The following is a 17,311-nucleotide window of genomic DNA, read 5'->3' on the forward strand; positions in this document are numbered from 1 at the left end:
GGACCCCCGTCAAATGCTCGTGCTTTGACGCGGAAAACCCGGCTTGCCGGGGCCGGCCGGTGGACATCGCAACCCGCTGCAACCATGATCGGCGCGATCAAGGAAAAGCTGGGTCATGGGCGAAATATCACTGAAGCAAGGCGACCTGTTTCAACTGGATAGTCCGCTGTACGGCGACGTCCAGGGTGAGCGGACCGTCGCCGAATTCCCCTTCTTCGCTTTGTCGAAGAAGGCGCACATGACGCCGATGATCTTCGAGAACGGCGACGCGCGGATCGAGATCAACCCCAGCAAGACCGGCGTCGCGACGATCTATGACAAGGAAATCCTGCTCTATATCGCCAGCCTGATGGCCGAGCGCATGGAACAGGGCGAAACCGTCGACCGCGTGATGAGCTTCACCGCCAACGACCTTTTCCGCGTGACGAGCACCAACGCTTCGGCACGCTCCTATACTTCGCTCAAGGCGTCGCTGAACCGCCTGCAAGGCACGCAGATCATCACCAATATCGAAACCGGCGGCGAGGGATCGGACAGCGCCTTCTCCTGGCTGCTGAAGGCCGACATCAAATATTCGAAGCTGCCGACCGGCGAGCGTCGCGTGAAGCGGATCGAGGTGATGGTCTGCGACTGGCTGCATCGCGCAATCCTCACCGACCGGCGAATCGCCGCCTATCACCTCGACTTCTTCAAACTGGGGCCGATCGAGCGGCGCCTGTACGAACTGGCCAAGTTCAACTGCATCGGCGAGGAGGGTTTCGAGGTCGACATGGAGGCGCTGGCGGCGCGCGTCGGCTGCGCCTCCGACAAGCGCGGGCTCGAATATTTCAAGAAGCAGCTGCGCGAAGTGGCCGAACAACAATCGTTGCCCGAATATGCCGTCACGCTGACCGAGCAGAAGCAACCTTCGCCGCGCGGCGGCCGGCCGCGGATCAAGACGCTGGTCGGCTTCCGCGTGCGCCAGACCGCCCGGGTCGCGCTGCCGCCGTCCGACGAATAAGACGAGGAAAACGGCAGGCGTGATCATGCCGCGCCCGGCTGAACTCCCGCTTCCGTAATTTACGATCCGATCGGCCACGCGCGCGCGGGCTGGGCCGCTGCACCGTGCGGCGCGCCCGGTGCAGCGGCGCATATCCAACCATCGCTCGCCCCAGGCGCAACGCAGCGGCCGGGAGGCACAGGTTTGCCTGATACGGGCAAACGGCAGGATTCAGCTATCGGACCTGCACCCCCAAGGCGCTTCTCGCTGGTCCGCGCGCCATTCTCCGCGTGAAAGCACGAATCTTCGGCCGGTTTGCCGCGTGAAAGCACGATTCGGCCGCCTTGGGTCGGGATGGGGCAGCGGCGATGGTGATGTGCGCGATTCTCTTGCTGCCCGAATCATCGAATCGGGCGCGAGCGGGATCCGTGGTCGACCGGCGATGCCGACGATCGAACGGAACAAGGGGATCACCATGAGCGGATAAAGGAAACCCGGCACGAAGGCCGGGCATCCAGTTAGGTTCTCATCTGGCACACGCCGGCAAGCGTGCACGATCGGTCAGAACGGTCTGCCAGATAGTCGATCTCGACATCGACCGCAAGGATGCGCGTTTCGCGCCACGCCTTTCCTTTGCCTGCGCATGGCCCCGCTCAGGGGAATGTACGATGGCGACGATGACGGTTGGAGCGGCCTCGCTCCAGGCGATAGGAGGCTTTTGCCTGCGCCGGCCAAGGCGATCGGGTATGTCGGCCGCAACCGGTCCTGCGATGCTGCGCGACAGCGTCGAGGCAGGGACGTTCGAGGCGGCGTTCTTCGCGGCCCCGGCGAAGGGCGAGACCGACCGCATCCTGCGCGCCGCGCGCAAAGCCTTCGACGCCGGCCGGCGGCTGCGCCGCGATGCGCGGGCCGACGGGCGCCAGCTGACGCGCACCGAAGCGGCCTTGGCGTCGCTGACCCATGGCGCCGTGCGCGTGCTGGAAGAGCTGCTGACCCTGGCGCGCCTGAACCAGGGCCGCGTCTATCCGACCTATGACTATCTCGCCGAGGCGACGAGCCTGGGGCGGGTGACCGTGGCACGGGCGCTGCATATCCTGGAACGCGTCGGCTTCATCGTCCGCCAGCGCCGCTTCAAGCGGGTGGCGGGGAGCGGCCCCGGCCCACGCTATGCGCAGACATCGAACGTTTACCGTGCTTTGCTGCCCAAGGCGGTGCTCGCCTATCTGCCCCGCTGGATGCGGCCGGCCCCCCTTCCCGTCGATGATGTGCAGCGTCGCACCGAGGATCGCGCCGATCATGCCGCGATGCTATCCCAACTCGACTGCCGTGAGCTGGGCTTTGCGTCCGTACTCGACGGCGCTCTCGCGAAGGTTCTGGCCAAGCTCGGCGGCGCGATCGATGCGCGCGAGCGTGAGTTTCAACATGGTCCGCAATCGTTCCTAGAATCTTAACGAACAGGCGGAGCGGAATCAGCAATGGATGTAGATAGACAGAGCTGGAGAGACACGAACAACCGTAGCCGCAAACCCAGCGTGCGGGAGTGCCGGCTACGCCGTCACCATGCTGCCTGGAGGGAGCAAGCGGCCACCGGTGCGGCTCCCAAAGTCGGTCCAGTCGCAAGACGATGTGTAGGACTATCACACGCAAATATCTGACTTTGCTGGACGCGATCTCGGCTACCGCTTAAAGAGTCGCCCACTCTCGGTCGACCGGGTTTTCCGCGCGAAAGCACGAGTCGGAGATCGAGCATCGGGCTTGGCCCACCACATCTATCGCGCCTCACAGCGGGCAGCTCGAGGATGGCTCCGCCGACATGGTCAATCCCGTCGTCCTAAAGCCTTGGATCGTCGCTCAGGCGCAAGTGTCAAAATAACGCACGGGAAACCGTCAATGCCGGGTGAATGGATTGCGCCGCTTGTAGAAAGTTCGCGGCGGGGACGAAGACGGCTCGCATTGTCATGGCATAGTGCAGTGATTGAACAGACGCGGCGCGGCATCGGACTGGCGACGGACAATGCGGTAATGCAGCGCGGTCTGGGCCGATGGGATGCCTGCTGTCCCGCGACGCGCACGTCGCACCAGCAGCGAGACCGTCTGGCGCGTCAATTCCGCGACTGGCGGGCATGACGTCGTCAATCGCGGCCATATCGCCCGCGCGATCGCGGAGTCGCCGAACCCGCAGACCGTGAGATCGGCAGGAACGTCGAGCCCGCGGCCATGAGCGGTTGCGACGACCGCAGCGGCGATCTCGTCGCTGCTGGCGAAGATGGCGGTTGGCGGTGTTGGCCGCGCAAGCAACTCTGCCGCCGCGTCCAGACCGGTGCGGTAATCGCCATGGCCCATCAGCACAGACGCCGCGGCGCTCAATCCCGCCGAGGCCATTGCCGCGCGATAACCGGCAAGGCAGCTATGGCTGGCAGCCTCTGCCAGATCGCCGCCGATGAAGGCGATGCGGCGATGGCCGAGGCGCAGGAGATGCTCGGTCATCGCGCGCGCCGCGGCCTGGTTGTCGACCGTGAGATCGCCGGTGCCGCGGCCGGGCGCGAGCGCGGCGCAGGGCAGAGCCGTAGCGGCGATCACGTCGCGTACCGCCGGCACGTCGCAAAACGGCCAGCAGAGCAGCACCGCATCGACACCGCTCGTCGTCATCCGTGCTGCCGCCAGTGCGGCATCCTCGTCGTCATCGAAATCGATAACAACGAGCTGCACGCCGCTCTCGCTGCTCTGCTTCAGCGCGGCGGCGAGGATCTCGCCGAGATAGGGCGTCCGTGCCGTGCTATGGCACAATGCGACACGGCGGCGCCGTGCGGTGGCAAGCGCGCGCGCCTCGGTATTGGGTACGTAGTTGAGCCGCCGGATCGCCTCGCCGACCCGTTCGCGCGTTGCGCGACGGACGTTCGGACAGTCATTGGCTACCCGGGACACGGTCATCATCGATACGCCGGCCAGCCGCGCGACATCGGCCAGCGTCGGGCCACGCGACAGCGTTCCGGTCTCGGCAGGATGCGCGGCCATGGCCCAGTTCACCGCGGCAGCAGCTTGCTGCCGGTGATGCGGACAATTGAGCGTACCGGCATCAACAGCCCCGGCGCCTCGCCGCCCTGCGGCAGGAACGGCGACGGGCCATCGGCGGCGCCGACGCGCGGATCATCGAGCGCGATACGATCTTTGGAACGTCGTGGTCCCCCGCCTCGTCGCCGCGGTCGAACCCGAGCAGCGCGACCGCTCCCCATCCCGTCTCGCCATCGTGGCGGAAGAGAATGGGATGATCACGCTGTGCGTCGAGAGACGCGGTCGGCACCAGCAGCATCTGGTTGACAGCATCCCCGAACGCCGCACCCTGCCCGATCGCGACGCGCAAACCGCCGTGATCGACATTGTTGAGCAGCGCCGTTCGGGTCATGCTCATCATGGCCGCGCCTAGAACCGGGTCCGTACGCCGATCAGGAAGCGGCGGTCGAGTTCCTGGGCATAAGCAAGGTTCGTCTTCGAGCGGTTGTAGGTCCGGACGCTTTCCTCGGTGAGGTTTATCGCCTCGAACGAGACCGACCATTTGGGCGAAAGGTCATAGCTGACGTTCATATCGAGCTGGCCGAACGGGGCGACGAACAGCGGGTTGCGGTCGCCGCCCTGGTTGGTCGCCTGCAGGAAACGATCGCGCCAATTGTACGCGAGCCGCGCCGAAATGCCGTGCTTGTCATAGATCAGCGTCGCATTGGCGGTGTCGCTGAGCCCCAGCAGCGCGAACTGGTCGACGCTCGGATCGGCGCCGACATCGACGCCGACGTCGCCGCGGACATAGGTATAGGCCGCGGCAATACCGATACCACTATCACCGAAGAAATGCTGGAAGGCCGCCTCGATCCCGTGGATCTTGCCTTCGCGGTTGTTGATCGGGCGCGTGACCGAGAATTGATACAGCGGATCGCTGCCATTGGCGATGATGTCCACTGCCTGCAACGTCTTGTCGATGAACGCCTGGGTCAGCGCGCCATTGACGCGATTGGCCTGGAACTGCTGGACGGCGGCGTTGATATTGCCGGTCTGCTGGAGCAGCGCGGTCATCGTGAACAGATTGACGTCGCTGATATCGGCACCGATGCCCTGCAACGCCGTCTTGGCCGTGCCGGAGCGCGTGCCCGCCGCGCCGCTCGCCGGATCGCGCAGTCCGAAGAGGTTCTGGCTGGTTTGGCCGGTACCCACGAAATTCTGGACGCGCTTGTCGAAGATCCCGAACGAGACGAAGCTCGACGGCTTGTAATACCATTCCAGCGAGGCATCGATATTGTCGGAGATCAGCGGCGACAGATTGGCATTGCCTGTCGATCCGGGCGCGAAGCCACCGACCGCGGTCGCGCGGCCCGGGATGCCGACCGAGCTGGCCGAGAACAGATTGCCGAAATCCGGGCGCGCGATCGTGCGGCTGAACGACAGGCGACCGATCAGATTCCGCGCCACCTCGACCTGGAAATCCATCGACGGCAGCAGGTTTTCATAAGAGCCCGTCTGCGTGACCAGTTGCTGCTGGTTGGACACGGTCAGCGTGAAGTCGTTGTCCGCAGTCCACAGGATCGCCGCGGGCACCGCGACGACCGACGAGGAGAATACCGTCGTCTTCTCGTAGCGCAGGCCGGCGACGAGCGTCGCCGGGCGATTGGCGATATCCGCCTTCCATGTGACCTGACCATAAGCGGCGGCGATCTTCTCGCGGACGCGGTTGTTCTGCTGGCCGGTCGAGAAGATCGGATTGCCCGCCGCGGCATAGACCGGCGACATCGCATTGATCAGCGCGGTTGCCGGCGCACGGAAGGCGACCAGCGACGCGCCCGTCGCGCCGGCATCGAAATGGCGGAACTGGCAGGTCAGGCAGAATTGCTGGAGCAGCCCCGGCGCGGTGTTCTGGATATCGCCGGGATTGCCGACGCCCCAGTCGCCCAGCACCTGCTGGCTGAAGTCGGCGAGCTGCGTCACCTTCTGGTTGCGCAGGTCGCCGCCGAAGTCGAGCCGGCTGCCGGCATCGTCGATCTGCCAGCCGAGATCGGCGCGGATCTCCTTCAGCGACTGGGTCTGTGACGAGCGGATGAAGCGCGACATCTGCGTGCCGACGTCGCCCAGATCGAGCACGCCATTGTTGTTGCCGCGCAGCGCGTCGTTGAGCGTGATGCTCTGTACGGGAATATAGCCGCCGTAATTGGCGGTCTGTGCCGCCACCACCGGCGCGGCGATCGTCGTGATGTTGGAACTGTTGCCGTTGGGATTGTCGGGCAGGCTTTCCGCCTTGCCGTAATGGCCGTCGACCGACAGCGTCACCCGGTCCGTCAGCTCCCATTTCAGATTGCCGCCGTAATCCTGCAACCGGTTCTTGAGCGCGCGATCCTGCTGGGCGAAGCCTGCGTCCTTCACGCCGGAGATGGTTTCCTGGAGGAACTCGGTGCTCGCGACGACCGGATTCCCGTCGAACGTCACCTGCGCGAACGGGCGGTTGAACCAATTGCCCTGGTTCGTCCGGACATCGCGCTGCCGGTTCTGCGCGAACATCGCGTCGGCGGTGAGCGTCACATTGTCCATCGGCTTGAACTGAAGCGTGGCCGCGGCATTGATCCGCTCGCGCTTGCCTTCCGAATAGAAATAGCTGCTGTCGTTGGGAACCGCGACGAGCTGGCTGCCGCTCGCCGGCGGATTGGTGATCGTCGTCTGCGGGTTGATGAAGCCGTTGCCAGGATCGCGGAACTGGTCGAAACTGCGGATGTTCCAATAGGCGACGGTGGCGCCGCGGGTGGTGAAATTGCGCTTCTGATAGCTGCCGAACAGCGAGACGCCGACGGTGCGATCCTCGTTCGACCAGCTGGTCAGGCCCGACACCTCGGGGGTGACGTGCGCGGCCTTGTCGAGCCGCAGATCGGCACTGGTATCATACAGCGCCTTGGCGCCGATCGTGCCGCTGAAGCCGGTTTCGCGGCTGTCGAGCGGACGGCGGGTGATGACGTTGATCGCCGCGCCGATACCGCCCGACGGCACCGCCGCACGCCCGGTTTTGTAGACTTCGAGCGTGTTGACGCCCTCCGAAGCGAGATTGGAGAAGTCGAACGAACGCGACGTGCCCGTCGCGAAATCGGCACCGTCGCCCGCACCGATCGCGCCGACGCTCGCCGACGGCAGGGTGCGGCCGTTGAGCGTGACGAGGTTGAAGCCGGGGCCGAAGCCACGCACCGTCACCTGCGACCCTTCGCCGTTGACGCGGTCGATCGACACACCGGTGACGCGCTGCAACGATTCGGCGAGATTGGTGTCGGGGAATTTGCCGATATCCTCGGCAGAGATCGCATCCACCACACCCGTCGAGTTGCGCTTGATGCTGATCGCGCGATCGAGGCTGGCGCGCACGCCGGTGACGACGATGTCCTGCCCGGGGTCCGGCGCGGCATCAGCCGCGGCCTGCGCCGGCGTGGCAACGGCCGGTTGCGCATTGTCCGCCTGCGCCGCTCCGGCCGACGTGCTGTCGACCTGCCCGGTCGCCTGTTCCGTCGCAACGGTCTGTGCCGCCGCCGTACCGATCCCCATGGCGGCAACCGCCAATAGCGACGTCGAGCAGCCGAATGCCAATCCTACGCGCGTACGCATCTTGATCCCCCCCCATAGCGAACGACTGTTTCGCCGTTATCTCGTTACCGGTAACACATGTGAGTAGATGAGGCAAGGCGATTGCGCAGATCAAGCCTCAGGCGCAACATATTGAGCCGAGGCGGTCTCCGGGCGATATCGCCGCGATGAAGGGCAGTTCACGCAGGTAAAGGAGCAGTCGTACGCGATAGCGGAGAATCGCCACTGTCAACCATGTCACGAGCGCCGCGGACACCTAAAGAATGACGTCTATCCTGAGGTGTTAGCGCGCCGTGGAGCGTCAAGGGCGACGCCCGCGAGCGGGTGCTGCGGACCATCGGCGATCTGCACCATGTGCCAAGTTGCGCGGCGCGGATGTTGTTGGGCGCATACAAGCTCCGTTTCACCTGCTCCACAATGTGCGATGCAGCTCCTACACCATCGACGTCCTGATGAGTGCGCTCGACCAGGCTTCGCTGGCGAGTCGGAGCGCCGAGATACTGCGGGTAGATGGCATGCTGCAGATCGGCATATGGGGGCTCGGCATCGACAGACGCCCGAGGCCCCTGCCCGCCGCATGACGAACTTCCGCTTGCCGAGATCGCCCGCTCGAAAGCGGATAAGTTGCTTTCCACCTCTTTCAGGCGTTCAAGAGCGCGAGGCTGACGTTGAAAGCGGCCGGGCCGCTCACGCCCAGAGCCAGACATCGCGGGGCCAATCTGATACCCCGGATATCAGCCATCGCTGGGGCCGTAGCGCTGGGGCAACCCGCCGGCGTGCGTGCGTGCCCGCACCTCCTGATCAAAAGCCACCGGCACGTCATCACACGGCGATGTGACTCAGGCCGGATCGACATTCACGCTGCGGGGAAAACGCCTCCCCTCTAGGGGGAGGACTATCGCCTATGGCTCCGGTGATGAGGTTCGTGTCGGCGTCCTCCTTGCATCCGTCACCCCGGACTCGTTCCTGGGTCCACCGGGCCACAAGAGAACGGTGTCCCATCAAGCCTTTCTCCTCGCCGCAGAGTGGACTCCGGAACACGTCCGGGGTGACGGGGTGGGATCGGGAGGCGGTGGACCCAAGCGAACGTCCACACGATAGCCTTGCCCTCCCGGGGCCGGCGTTATCTCCAAAGCTTGAATGTCGATCCCGCCTAGAACGAGTGGTCGCCGTAGCCGAAGGCGACTGGACATCGGTTCATGTCGTCGCATAATGATATGTTGTATCATACCTAAAGGACGACGATCATGACGATACCATCGCACACCGGTCCACACCGTCCGGACCACCGCCTGCCCGTCACCGTTCTTTCCGGCTTCCTCGGCGCGGGCAAGACGACATTGCTCAACCATATCCTCGCCAACCGCGAGGGCCGCCGCGTTGCGGTGATCGTCAACGATATGTCGGAGGTGAATATCGACGCCGACCTCGTCCGCGGCGGCGAGGCGGCCCTGTCGCGATCGGAGGAGGCGCTGGTCGAAATGACCAACGGCTGCATCTGCTGCACGCTGCGCGACGACCTGCTCGCCGAGGTGCGTGCGCTCGCCGAAGCCGGGCGGTTCGACTATCTGGTGATCGAGAGCACCGGCATCTCCGAGCCCCTGCCCGTCGCCACCACCTTCTCGTTCCGCGACGAGGACGGCGTCTCGCTGGGCGACGTCGCGCGGCTCGACACGATGGTGACGGTGGTCGACGCACTCAACCTGCTCGCCGATTATTCCAGCCAGGATTTCCTCGCCGATCGCGGTGAGACATTGGGAGAGGACGACAGGCGCAGCCTGGTCGGCCTGCTCGTCGAGCAGATCGAATTCGCCGATGTGGTCGTGGTCAACAAGGCATCGTCCGTGTCGGCCGAACAGCTTGCCACGGTCAAGAAGCTCGTCGCCAGCCTCAACGCCGATGCGGTGATCGTGCCGTGCGACCATGGCCGCGTCGATCTCGATCTGGTGCTCGCCACCGGGCTGTTCGACGAGGAGAAAGCGGCACGTCATCCGCTCTGGGCGAAGGAGCTGTACGGCTATGCGCATCACCAGCCCGAGACGGAGGAATATGGCATCGAAAGCTTCGTCTATCGCGCGCGTGCGCCGTTCGATCCGGCAAAATTCCATGCCTTTCTAACGGGTGGCGGGCTCGACCATGTCGTGCGCGCGAAGGGCCATTTCTGGCTGGCGACCCGGCCCGACTGGGTCGGCGAACTGGCGGTGGCGGGCAGCCAGACGATGACCTCGCGCATGGGCCGCTGGTGGGCGTCGATCCCCAAGTCGCAATGGCCCGATGATGGCCGGTTCGAGCAGTTCGTCGCGCGGCATTGGGATCCGGTATGGGGCGACCGGCGGCAGGAGCTGGTGTTCATCGGGATCGACATGGACGAGGCCAGTATCCGTCGGGCGCTCGATGCCTGCCTGATATCGGCGAGCGCCTTCACGCCCGGGCTGTGGCGCGACCTGCGCGACCCCTTCCCCGCCTGGGGCGAGCGGCAGCTCGAAGCGGCCGAATGAGCGTCGCCACGATCGACCGCGGGGTGACGGTCGCCACCACGGCGGATGGCCTGGCGGGGATAGCGGATCCCGCGACGGCGCTGGCGATCTGGGATCGCCCGCTTCCGCCTCTGTTGCGCGACGCGCTGGCCGGGCTCGATTGCGACAGGGTCGACGATATCGCGCTGGATGCGGTCGACGCCCCGCTCGACGCCGTCCTGCGCGCCGCGGGGTATCCCGAGGCGATCGTCACACCGCTGGCTGCCGATATCGGCCTTTTGCTCGATCGCCACGCCGAGTTGACCAACAGCAACCGACCGGCATTGCGGCTGGAGGTGGTGGAGACCGACGCCTGCCGCCGCTTCCATGCCGATTATGTGACGCTGCGGCTGCTCTGCGCCTATGTCGGCCCCGGCACCCAATGGCACCGTATCGCAACGCCCGACGCGATCGAGCAGGTGCCAACGGGCGCTGTCGCACTGTTCAAGGGACGGCTGCTGCTCGATCCGCCGCTGCTGCTCCACCGCTCGCCGCCGATCGAGGCGACGGGCCGCCGCCGGCTGATGCTCGTCATCGACACTGGGCATGATCCCTGATGCGATAGGCGCGATCCGACGCAGGCGCCGTGAGGAGACCGTAGATGAGCAACCTGTCATCCGCGACGGACCGCGCGCTGCGCATACGGTCCGTACAAGACGCTATACAACCGGTGAAAGCGGTGGGGCGAACGAGGTATTATCCTGCGGATGATGGAGGGGCTAGGGCGGCAGATCGGCCGTACCAAGGGCTGCATGAGCACCAAATTGTACGCCGTCAGCGATGCAGACGGGCGGCCTTGCGCTTCTTCATAACCGCCGGGCGGGTCAGCGGCTACACCAGTGCGGCAGCCTTGCTTGGCGATCTGCCGAGGGCACAATGGCTGATCGGCAGCCGCGGCTAGGATGCCAGCTGGTTCAGGGTTGCCGTGGAAGCCAAGGATATCTAGCCCTGCATCTCGGGCGCAGGTCGCGCAACGCGTCGGTCAGATACGACAAGCGCCGCTACCGGCGCCGCGCCGCCACGCGCTACGAGCGATGCCCTACGTCTGCCTCTCAGCCATCGCCCTCGCGGCCACCGTCATCTTCCTGCTATGATCAATCAATCCTGAGCCTAGCACCATCCTGCCGGCCCATTCGTCATTGCTCATGCCCTTTTCTCCACTGTCGGATCGTTCGAGCGGCCGCCAGGGCGGCGACCGCGAGCACCAGGACCGCCCATGGCAACCAAAGCGGTTGGCCATGATCGACCAGCAGCCCGCCGACGATCCCGCCCGCCGCGACCGCCAGGTTGAACACCGTGACCAGAATGGATTGCGCGACGTCGGCGTGCTCGCCCGCCGCCTCGGCCAGCGCCGTCTGGAGCAAGGTCGGCGCGCCGCCAAAGGTCAGCCCCCATGCGACCACGCCCGCGAGAACCAGCAGCGATGACGGTGCCGCCACCGCCAGTATCAGCGCCGACGCGGCGAAGCCGGTCAGGCTGACGAGCAGCGTCACGCGCAGCTGGCGGTCGACCAGCAGCCCGACGCCCCAGATGCCCCCGCACGCCGCCAGCCCGAACAGCAGCAGCACCACATCGACCCGCACGTTTGGCGCGGCAATCGCAAGAAAAGGCGCGATATAGGTGTAGAGGATGTTGTGTCCGGTGATCCACAGCAACAGCACGATCAGCACCGGCGCGATCCCCGGCAGGGCGGCGACGCGCGTTACCGGCAGCCGCGCCGCCCGGCCCTGCCCCGGATGATCGGGAATGCCGAAGCGGATCCACGCGAGCAACAGCAACGCCACCGCCGACATGATCCAGAACACCGCGCGCCAGTCGAACAATGCCCCCAGCCACGCCCCGAGCGGCACGCCCAGCGCCAGCGCGATCGGCTGGCCGATCCCGGCGATCGCCAGCGCGCGCCCCTGCAGATGCGCCGGCGCCAGCCGCCGCGCATAGCCGGCGAGCAACCCCCAGACGACGCCCGCCGCCATCCCTGCGACGAAGCGCGCGGCGAGCGTCACCGCGACCTGCGTGGACAATGCCGTGACGCTGTTGAAGACGAACAGCCCGCCGATCGCCAGCAACAGCAGCAGCCGGCGATTCCAGCTCCGCGTCGCGGCGATCACCGGGATCGCCGCGACGACCGAACCGATCGCATAGAGCGTCAACATCTGCCCGGCGAGCGCCTCGCCGATCCCCAGCCCATGGCCGATCTGCGGCAGCAGCCCCGCCGGCATCGTCTCGGTCATGATCGCGAGGAAGCCGGCGGTCGTGAAGGCGAGCAAGCGGCCGACCGGCAGCGCTTGGGCGCGCGTCGCCACGCGCGTCACGCCAGGAAGGAGGCGGCGATATCCGCGTCGCCATGCCCGGCCGCGATTACCCGACGGAAGCGTTCGAGCCCCGCTGCGGCGAGATCGACCTGTACCCCGGCCGCCGTCGCCGCATCGACGACGAGCTGCGCATCCTTGGCGCCATTCTCGACCGAGAAGCTCGGCGTAAAATCGCCCGCGAGCATCGCCTTGCCCTTGGCGTGGAGATAACCGCAGTCGAGCGGTCCGCCCGCCACCGCCTCGAACAGCAAGGCCGGGTCGACGCCGAGTGCCCGCACCAGTGACAGGCTTTCCGCCGCGCCGTGCGTCAGCAGCAGCACCCAGGCGTTAAGCGCCAGCTTGAGCCGACTGCTCGCGCCGGCCCGGTCGGCGGTCCAGATCGTCTTCCTGCCGATCGCGTCGAAGATCGGCTGTACGACGCCGCGCTGGTCGATCGGCCCGGCCCCGAGGATGACCAGCTGTCCCTGTTCGGCCGGCTGTCGCGTACCGAGCACCGGCGCGTCGTAGAAGACCAGCCCCGCCTGTTCCGCATAGCCCGCCAGGGAGTCGATCGCCCCGACCCCGACGGTGCTGAGCTGGAGCCAGATCGCACCTGGCGCGATCTCAGGCGCGGCGGCGTCGATCGCGTCCTGAACCGCCGGTCCGTCCTTGAGGATCGTGACGATCACGCCCGCGCCGCGCACTGCCTCGGCGGGGCTCGCCGCGACCGTCACGCCATCGGCCGCCAGCGCGTCCGCCTTGGCCGCGGTGCGGTTCCACACGCGCACGGTGTAGCCGGCACGGGCAAGGTTGCGCGAGACCGGCGCGCCGATGATCCCGGCACCGAATACCGCGATCGTGGGAAGATGGTCGTTCGTCATGCACCTATCCTTTGCTTCTGGTATGTTTGTTCCATAATCGGGTTAAAGCCGGGTCCGGATCAGGTCAGTAACGTCAGCGCCTGATGGACGACCTTGTGCAGGTCGGACCGCGCGGCGGGGGGCGTCGTCCGCCCGAGGACGCGCAGCCCCTGCATCGTCGTCAGAACGCCCAGCGCCAGCGTCTCGGCCTCGCTGTCGTCCCGGATTTCGCCCAGCGTCTGCCCGCGGGTGATCGCGGCCGCGATCCCGGCGGTCAGGATCCGGAAGCTCTCCGCGACCAGCGCCGCCACTTGCGAGTCGCGATGCGCCATCTCGATCGCGCTGTTGGTGGCGAAGCAGCCATGATCGTCGGCATCGACGATCCGCACCAGCAGGTCCCGCAGGCCCGCCAGCGGCGACGCGAAGCCCGCCAGCCGCTCGACATTCGCCCGTGATCGTTGCCAGTAGCGGCGCAGCGCCTGCGCGAAGAGCCCGTCCTTGTTGACATAGGCGGCTTAGAGGCTGCCGCGGCCAAGCCCAGTCGCATCGACAAGATGCTGCGCCGAAGTGCCGTCAAAGCCGCGCTGCCAGAACGTCTCCATCACCGCGTCGAGCACGCGATCCTCGTTGAACTGCCGGGGACGTCCCATCGCCTGTCGCCACATTGTTGAACGATCGTACCAAAACGCCGTCAGGCCAACGGTCAATCAGCCCCGTTCAGGGATGGTCTCACGCAGCAGATTGTCGGCCATGAAGGACACGAATGCTGCCACCTTCGGCGACGGATGGCGGCTCGCGGGCCAGAGGATGTGGAATGCACCGATCGCGCGCAGATGGTCCTCCAGCACGCTGACCAACGTACCGCGGCGCAACTGTCCCTGCACCGCGAAGGACGGCACGCACACCAGCCCGAAGCCCTTCTCCGCCAGGCAGATCTGCGGCTCCAGCGTGCTCGCGACCGACGCGACCGGCAGGTCAAAATCGCAGTCCTTGCCGTCCTGCACCAGCGGCCAGCGTTCAAGCCGCCCGCTCGAGGGATAGCGGTGATGGTGGCAGGCATGGCCGAGCAGATCCCCGGGCCGCTGCGGTGTTCCCCGGGTGGCGAGATAGGCGGGCGACGCGACGATCCGGTGCGCGAAGCCGCCGGCGCGGCGCATCATCAGCCGCGAATCGTGCGCCTCGCCGGTACGGATGACCGCATCGAACCCCTCGTCGATCACGTCGACCAGTCGGTCGGTGAAATCGAGGTCGAGCACGATCTCGGGATAGGCGCGCATGAATGCCATCACCGGCGGCATCATCAGCATCGCAATCAGCGGCATGCTGACGCGCAGCCGCCCGCGCGGCGCCTGCCGCGTCTGCGACAATTCGAGTTCCGCCGCCTCAATCTCGCAGAAGATGCGGCGGCAGCGGTCCAGGAACAGCGCGCCCTCGGCGGTCGGGGTCAGCGACCGGGTCGAGCGATGGAACAGTCGCACCGCCAGCCGCGCCTCAAGCCGCGCCACCGCCTTGCCGACCGCCGATGGCGACACGCCCAGCTTGGCGGCGGCACCGGCAAAGCTGCCGGCATCAGCGGTCTGGACGAAGGCGTTAAGCGCGCCGAGATGTTCCATGAGACCGGCTCCGATTATGGACACAAGCGTCCGGGAAGACCGGAACTGTAGCGACCTTCTTCCGCAGCGGCGAGCCGGATAGGATCGGGGCATGACTGCGAAGCCCCCCCTGCCGCCCTCCGCCGCCCGCCTGCCGCTCTCCGGATTGCTCGCGCTGGCGATGGCGGGGTTCGTCACCATCCTGACCGAAGCGCTGCCCGCCGGGGTGCTGCCGCAGATCGGTCGCGGGCTCGGCGTGTCCGATGCGCTCGCCGGCCAGACCGTCACCATCTATGCGATCGGCTCGCTGCTTGCCGCGATGCCACTGACCACGGCGACGCAAGGGATGCGGCGGCGGCCGCTGCTGCTCGCGGCGATCGCCGGCTTCGCGATCGCCAATGGCATGACAGCCGTTTCCCCTGTCTACTGGCTGACGATCGCCGCGCGGTTCGGCGCTGGCGTGTCGGCAGGACTGCTCTGGGCGCTGCTCGCTGGCTATGCCGCAAGGATGGTGCCCGCAGCGCTGAAGGGCCGCGCGATTGCGGTGGCGATGGTCGGTACGCCGCTGGCCCTGTCGCTGGGCATTCCGGCGGGGACGTTCCTTGGCTCCATCATCGGCTGGCGCTGGTGCTTCGGGTTGATGTCGCTGCTCACGCTGGTGCTCATCATCTGGATAGTGGCGCGGGTGCCAGATTTCGCCGGACAGGCGCTGGGCCGGCGCCACACGCTGCGCGCGGTCCTGCTGCGCCCGGGTGTGCGACCGGTGCTGCTCGTCACGCTCGGCTTCGTGCTCCCGCACAATATCCTCTACACCTATGTGGCGCCGTTGCTCGTCGCAGCCGGCATGACCGCGCAGACCGGGCTGGTGCTGCTGGTCTTCGGCGGCACTGCCCTTGCCGGCATCTGGATCGTCGGCGTGCTCATCGACCGCCATCTGCGCAGTCTGACGCTCGTCAGTATCGCGCTATTCGGCGCGGCGGCGCTGCTGCTCACGATCGCGGGCGAGACGCCCGCCATCGTCTGGGTCGCGGTGGCGATCTGGGGCTTCTCCTTCGGCGGCGTTGCGACCCTGTTTCAGACCGCGCTCTCCGACGCAGCAGGCGACGCCGCCGACATGGCGCAATCGATGCTCGTCACCGCCTGGAACCTGGCCATTGCCGGCGGCGGTATCGTCGGCGGCGTGATCCTGCAGGAGGGTGGCGTCGGTGGTTTTGCGCCGGCGGTGCTCGCCTTGCTCGTCCCCACCTTCGCGTTGGCGGTCGCCGCCCGCCGCCATGGCTTTCCTCCTGCTTTCCACGACTGACATCCAGGATCCGATCATGCCGCTATCCCTCGCCGCCCGCATCGACGCCGTGATCGACGGCGCCATAGCCGCCGAACGCATCGTCGGTGCGATCGTACTCGTCGCGCTGGATGGCGAGATGATCCATAGCCGCGCCGCTGGGCTCGCTGACCGCGAAACCGGCATGGCGATGCAGACCGGCTCGATCTTCCGGCTCGCCTCCGTCTCGAAGCTGTTCACTGCCGCGGCGGCAATGGTGCTGGTCGCGGATGGGCAGTTGGGGCTCGACCGGCCGATTACCGACTGGCTGCCCGACTTCACGCCCACCTTCGCGGGTGAGCCGGTGACGATCACTCTACGTCAGTTGCTCAGCCATAGCGCAGGGCTTGGCTATGGTTTCACCGAAGCCGAAGACGGTCCGTTGCACCGCATGGGCGTTTCGGATGGCATGGATCGGTCGGGGTTGACTCTGGCCGAAAATATCCGACGGCTTGCCGGCGTCCCGCTGAGCTTCGCGCCGGGACAGGGTTTCCGGTATTCGCTGGCAAGCGACGTGGTCGGTGCTGCAATCGCGGCGGCAACGGGACTACCCCTGCCGGAGGCGATACGCGCGCTCGTCATCAATCCGCTTTGTCTGCACGACACCGGCTTTACGGTCGTCGATCGCGCCCGGCTCACTGCCGCCTATGCCGACGACACGCCCCGGCCGCGCCGGATGCGCGAACCCGACGCGCTACCGTTCCTGCCCGGGCTGGCGAGCGTGGTGATGGACCCGGCGCGGGCGCTTGACGATACCGCCTTTCCCTCCGGCGGCGCGGGCATGGTCGGTACGGCGGGCGAAGTACTGCGTCTCCTGGAAACGTTGCGGCGCGGCGGGAACCCGCTGATCCCAAGGGACCTGGCAGCGGAAATGGGTCGAGACCAGATCGCGGCGATCGATATCGAAGGCATGCCCGGCTGGGGCTATGGTCTTGGCTTCTCGATCCTGCGCGATGCCGGGGTTGCCGGTGTGACGGAGACAGCCGGCACTTGGCGGTGGGGTGGCGCATATGGTCATAGCTGGTTCGTCGACCCCAGCCGCACGCTCAGCGTCGTGGCGATGACCAACACGGCTCTTGAGGGGATGTCGAACGGCGGCCGCTTCTCCACCGATATCAGCCGCGCCATCTATGCGGCATTGTAGGAAATGGA

General features: G+C 66.4%; 14 protein-coding genes and 1 pseudogene. 7 read left to right on the top strand and 8 right to left on the bottom strand.

Annotated elements, in window-relative coordinates; all coding sequences use genetic code 11:
• Positions 1 to 115: 115 nt before the first annotated feature.
• Together HD841_RS14670 and HD841_RS14675 are read left to right on the top strand one after the other, a co-directional pair.
• Positions 116 to 1,000 (top strand): replication initiator protein A, encoded by an 885-nt coding sequence (locus HD841_RS14670; protein WP_218845572.1) that lies wholly within the window; start codon positions 116 to 118, stop codon positions 998 to 1,000.
• 647 nt (positions 1,001 to 1,647) lie between these two features.
• On the top strand, positions 1,648 to 2,430 hold the full coding sequence (locus HD841_RS14675; RefSeq protein WP_179509622.1) for a helix-turn-helix domain-containing protein: 783 nt from the start codon (positions 1,648 to 1,650) through the stop codon (positions 2,428 to 2,430).
• Between the two features lie 505 nt (positions 2,431 to 2,935).
• Here HD841_RS14675 and HD841_RS14680 read toward each other — a convergent pair.
• The 3 genes from HD841_RS14680 to HD841_RS14690 all read right to left on the bottom strand — a co-directional run bounded on the left by HD841_RS14680 (position 2,936) and on the right by HD841_RS14690 (position 7,600).
• Positions 2,936 to 3,994, bottom strand: a complete 1,059-nt coding sequence (locus HD841_RS14680) for a substrate-binding domain-containing protein (RefSeq protein WP_179509623.1) — start codon at positions 3,992 to 3,994, stop codon at positions 2,936 to 2,938.
• A gap of 61 nt (positions 3,995 to 4,055) precedes the next feature.
• The gene (locus tag HD841_RS14685; protein WP_179509624.1) at positions 4,056 to 4,382 is read right to left on the bottom strand and encodes a SapC family protein; all 327 of its coding nucleotides are present in this window, start codon (positions 4,380 to 4,382) and stop codon (positions 4,056 to 4,058) included.
• A gap of 17 nt (positions 4,383 to 4,399) precedes the next feature.
• On the bottom strand, positions 4,400 to 7,600 hold the full coding sequence (locus HD841_RS14690) for a TonB-dependent receptor (RefSeq protein WP_179509625.1): 3,201 nt from the start codon (positions 7,598 to 7,600) through the stop codon (positions 4,400 to 4,402).
• A 1,226-nt stretch (positions 7,601 to 8,826) separates the two neighbouring features.
• Here HD841_RS14690 and HD841_RS14695 point away from each other — a divergent pair.
• The 3 genes and pseudogenes from HD841_RS14695 to HD841_RS14705 all read left to right on the top strand — a co-directional run.
• Positions 8,827 to 10,077, top strand: a complete 1,251-nt coding sequence (locus tag HD841_RS14695; protein WP_179509626.1) for a GTP-binding protein — start codon at positions 8,827 to 8,829, stop codon at positions 10,075 to 10,077.
• Entirely contained in the window at positions 10,074 to 10,652 is a 579-nt protein-coding gene (locus HD841_RS14700) for a DUF1826 domain-containing protein (RefSeq protein WP_179509627.1), read from the top strand. Before HD841_RS14695 ends, HD841_RS14700 begins: the two co-directional genes overlap by 4 nt.
• A gap of 84 nt (positions 10,653 to 10,736) precedes the next feature.
• Positions 10,737 to 11,189: pseudogene (locus HD841_RS14705) on the top strand (IS5/IS1182 family transposase); the annotation flags it as partial.
• A gap of 42 nt (positions 11,190 to 11,231) precedes the next feature.
• Here the strand turns inward: HD841_RS14705 and HD841_RS14710 are convergent.
• The 5 genes from HD841_RS14710 to HD841_RS14730 form a co-directional block, all read right to left on the bottom strand.
• Positions 11,232 to 12,398 (bottom strand): MFS transporter, encoded by a 1,167-nt coding sequence (locus HD841_RS14710; RefSeq protein WP_218845573.1) that lies wholly within the window; start codon positions 12,396 to 12,398, stop codon positions 11,232 to 11,234.
• 5 nt (positions 12,399 to 12,403) lie between these two features.
• Positions 12,404 to 13,267, bottom strand: coding sequence for an NAD(P)-dependent oxidoreductase (locus HD841_RS14715; RefSeq protein ID WP_179509628.1), 864 nt, complete (start codon positions 13,265 to 13,267; stop codon positions 12,404 to 12,406).
• Between the two features lie 59 nt (positions 13,268 to 13,326).
• The gene (locus HD841_RS14720; protein WP_179509629.1) at positions 13,327 to 13,635 is read right to left on the bottom strand and encodes a TetR family transcriptional regulator C-terminal domain-containing protein; all 309 of its coding nucleotides are present in this window, start codon (positions 13,633 to 13,635) and stop codon (positions 13,327 to 13,329) included.
• Between the two features lie 126 nt (positions 13,636 to 13,761).
• Positions 13,762 to 13,896, bottom strand: coding sequence for a TetR family transcriptional regulator (locus HD841_RS14725; RefSeq protein ID WP_179509630.1), 135 nt, complete (start codon positions 13,894 to 13,896; stop codon positions 13,762 to 13,764).
• Positions 13,897 to 13,953: 57 nt separating this feature from the next.
• On the bottom strand, positions 13,954 to 14,859 hold the full coding sequence (locus HD841_RS14730) for a LysR family transcriptional regulator (RefSeq protein WP_179509631.1): 906 nt from the start codon (positions 14,857 to 14,859) through the stop codon (positions 13,954 to 13,956).
• 91 nt (positions 14,860 to 14,950) lie between these two features.
• On the opposite strand from HD841_RS14730, the gene HD841_RS14735 reads away from it, so the two are divergent.
• Together HD841_RS14735 and HD841_RS14740 are read left to right on the top strand one after the other, a co-directional pair.
• Complete coding sequence (locus HD841_RS14735; protein ID WP_179509632.1) at positions 14,951 to 16,141, top strand: MFS transporter; 1,191 nt, start codon at positions 14,951 to 14,953, stop codon at positions 16,139 to 16,141.
• Positions 16,113 to 17,303 carry a serine hydrolase domain-containing protein gene (locus HD841_RS14740; protein WP_218845574.1) on the top strand — a complete coding sequence of 397 codons (1,191 nt, stop codon included), beginning with the start codon at positions 16,113 to 16,115 and terminating at the stop codon, positions 17,301 to 17,303. The genes HD841_RS14735 and HD841_RS14740 overlap by 29 nt, the downstream gene beginning before the upstream one ends.
• Positions 17,304 to 17,311 lie beyond the last annotated feature (8 nt).

This window comes from Sphingomonas melonis, from assembly GCF_013409985.1.
Lineage (GTDB): Bacteria > Pseudomonadota > Alphaproteobacteria > Sphingomonadales > Sphingomonadaceae > Sphingomonas > Sphingomonas melonis_A.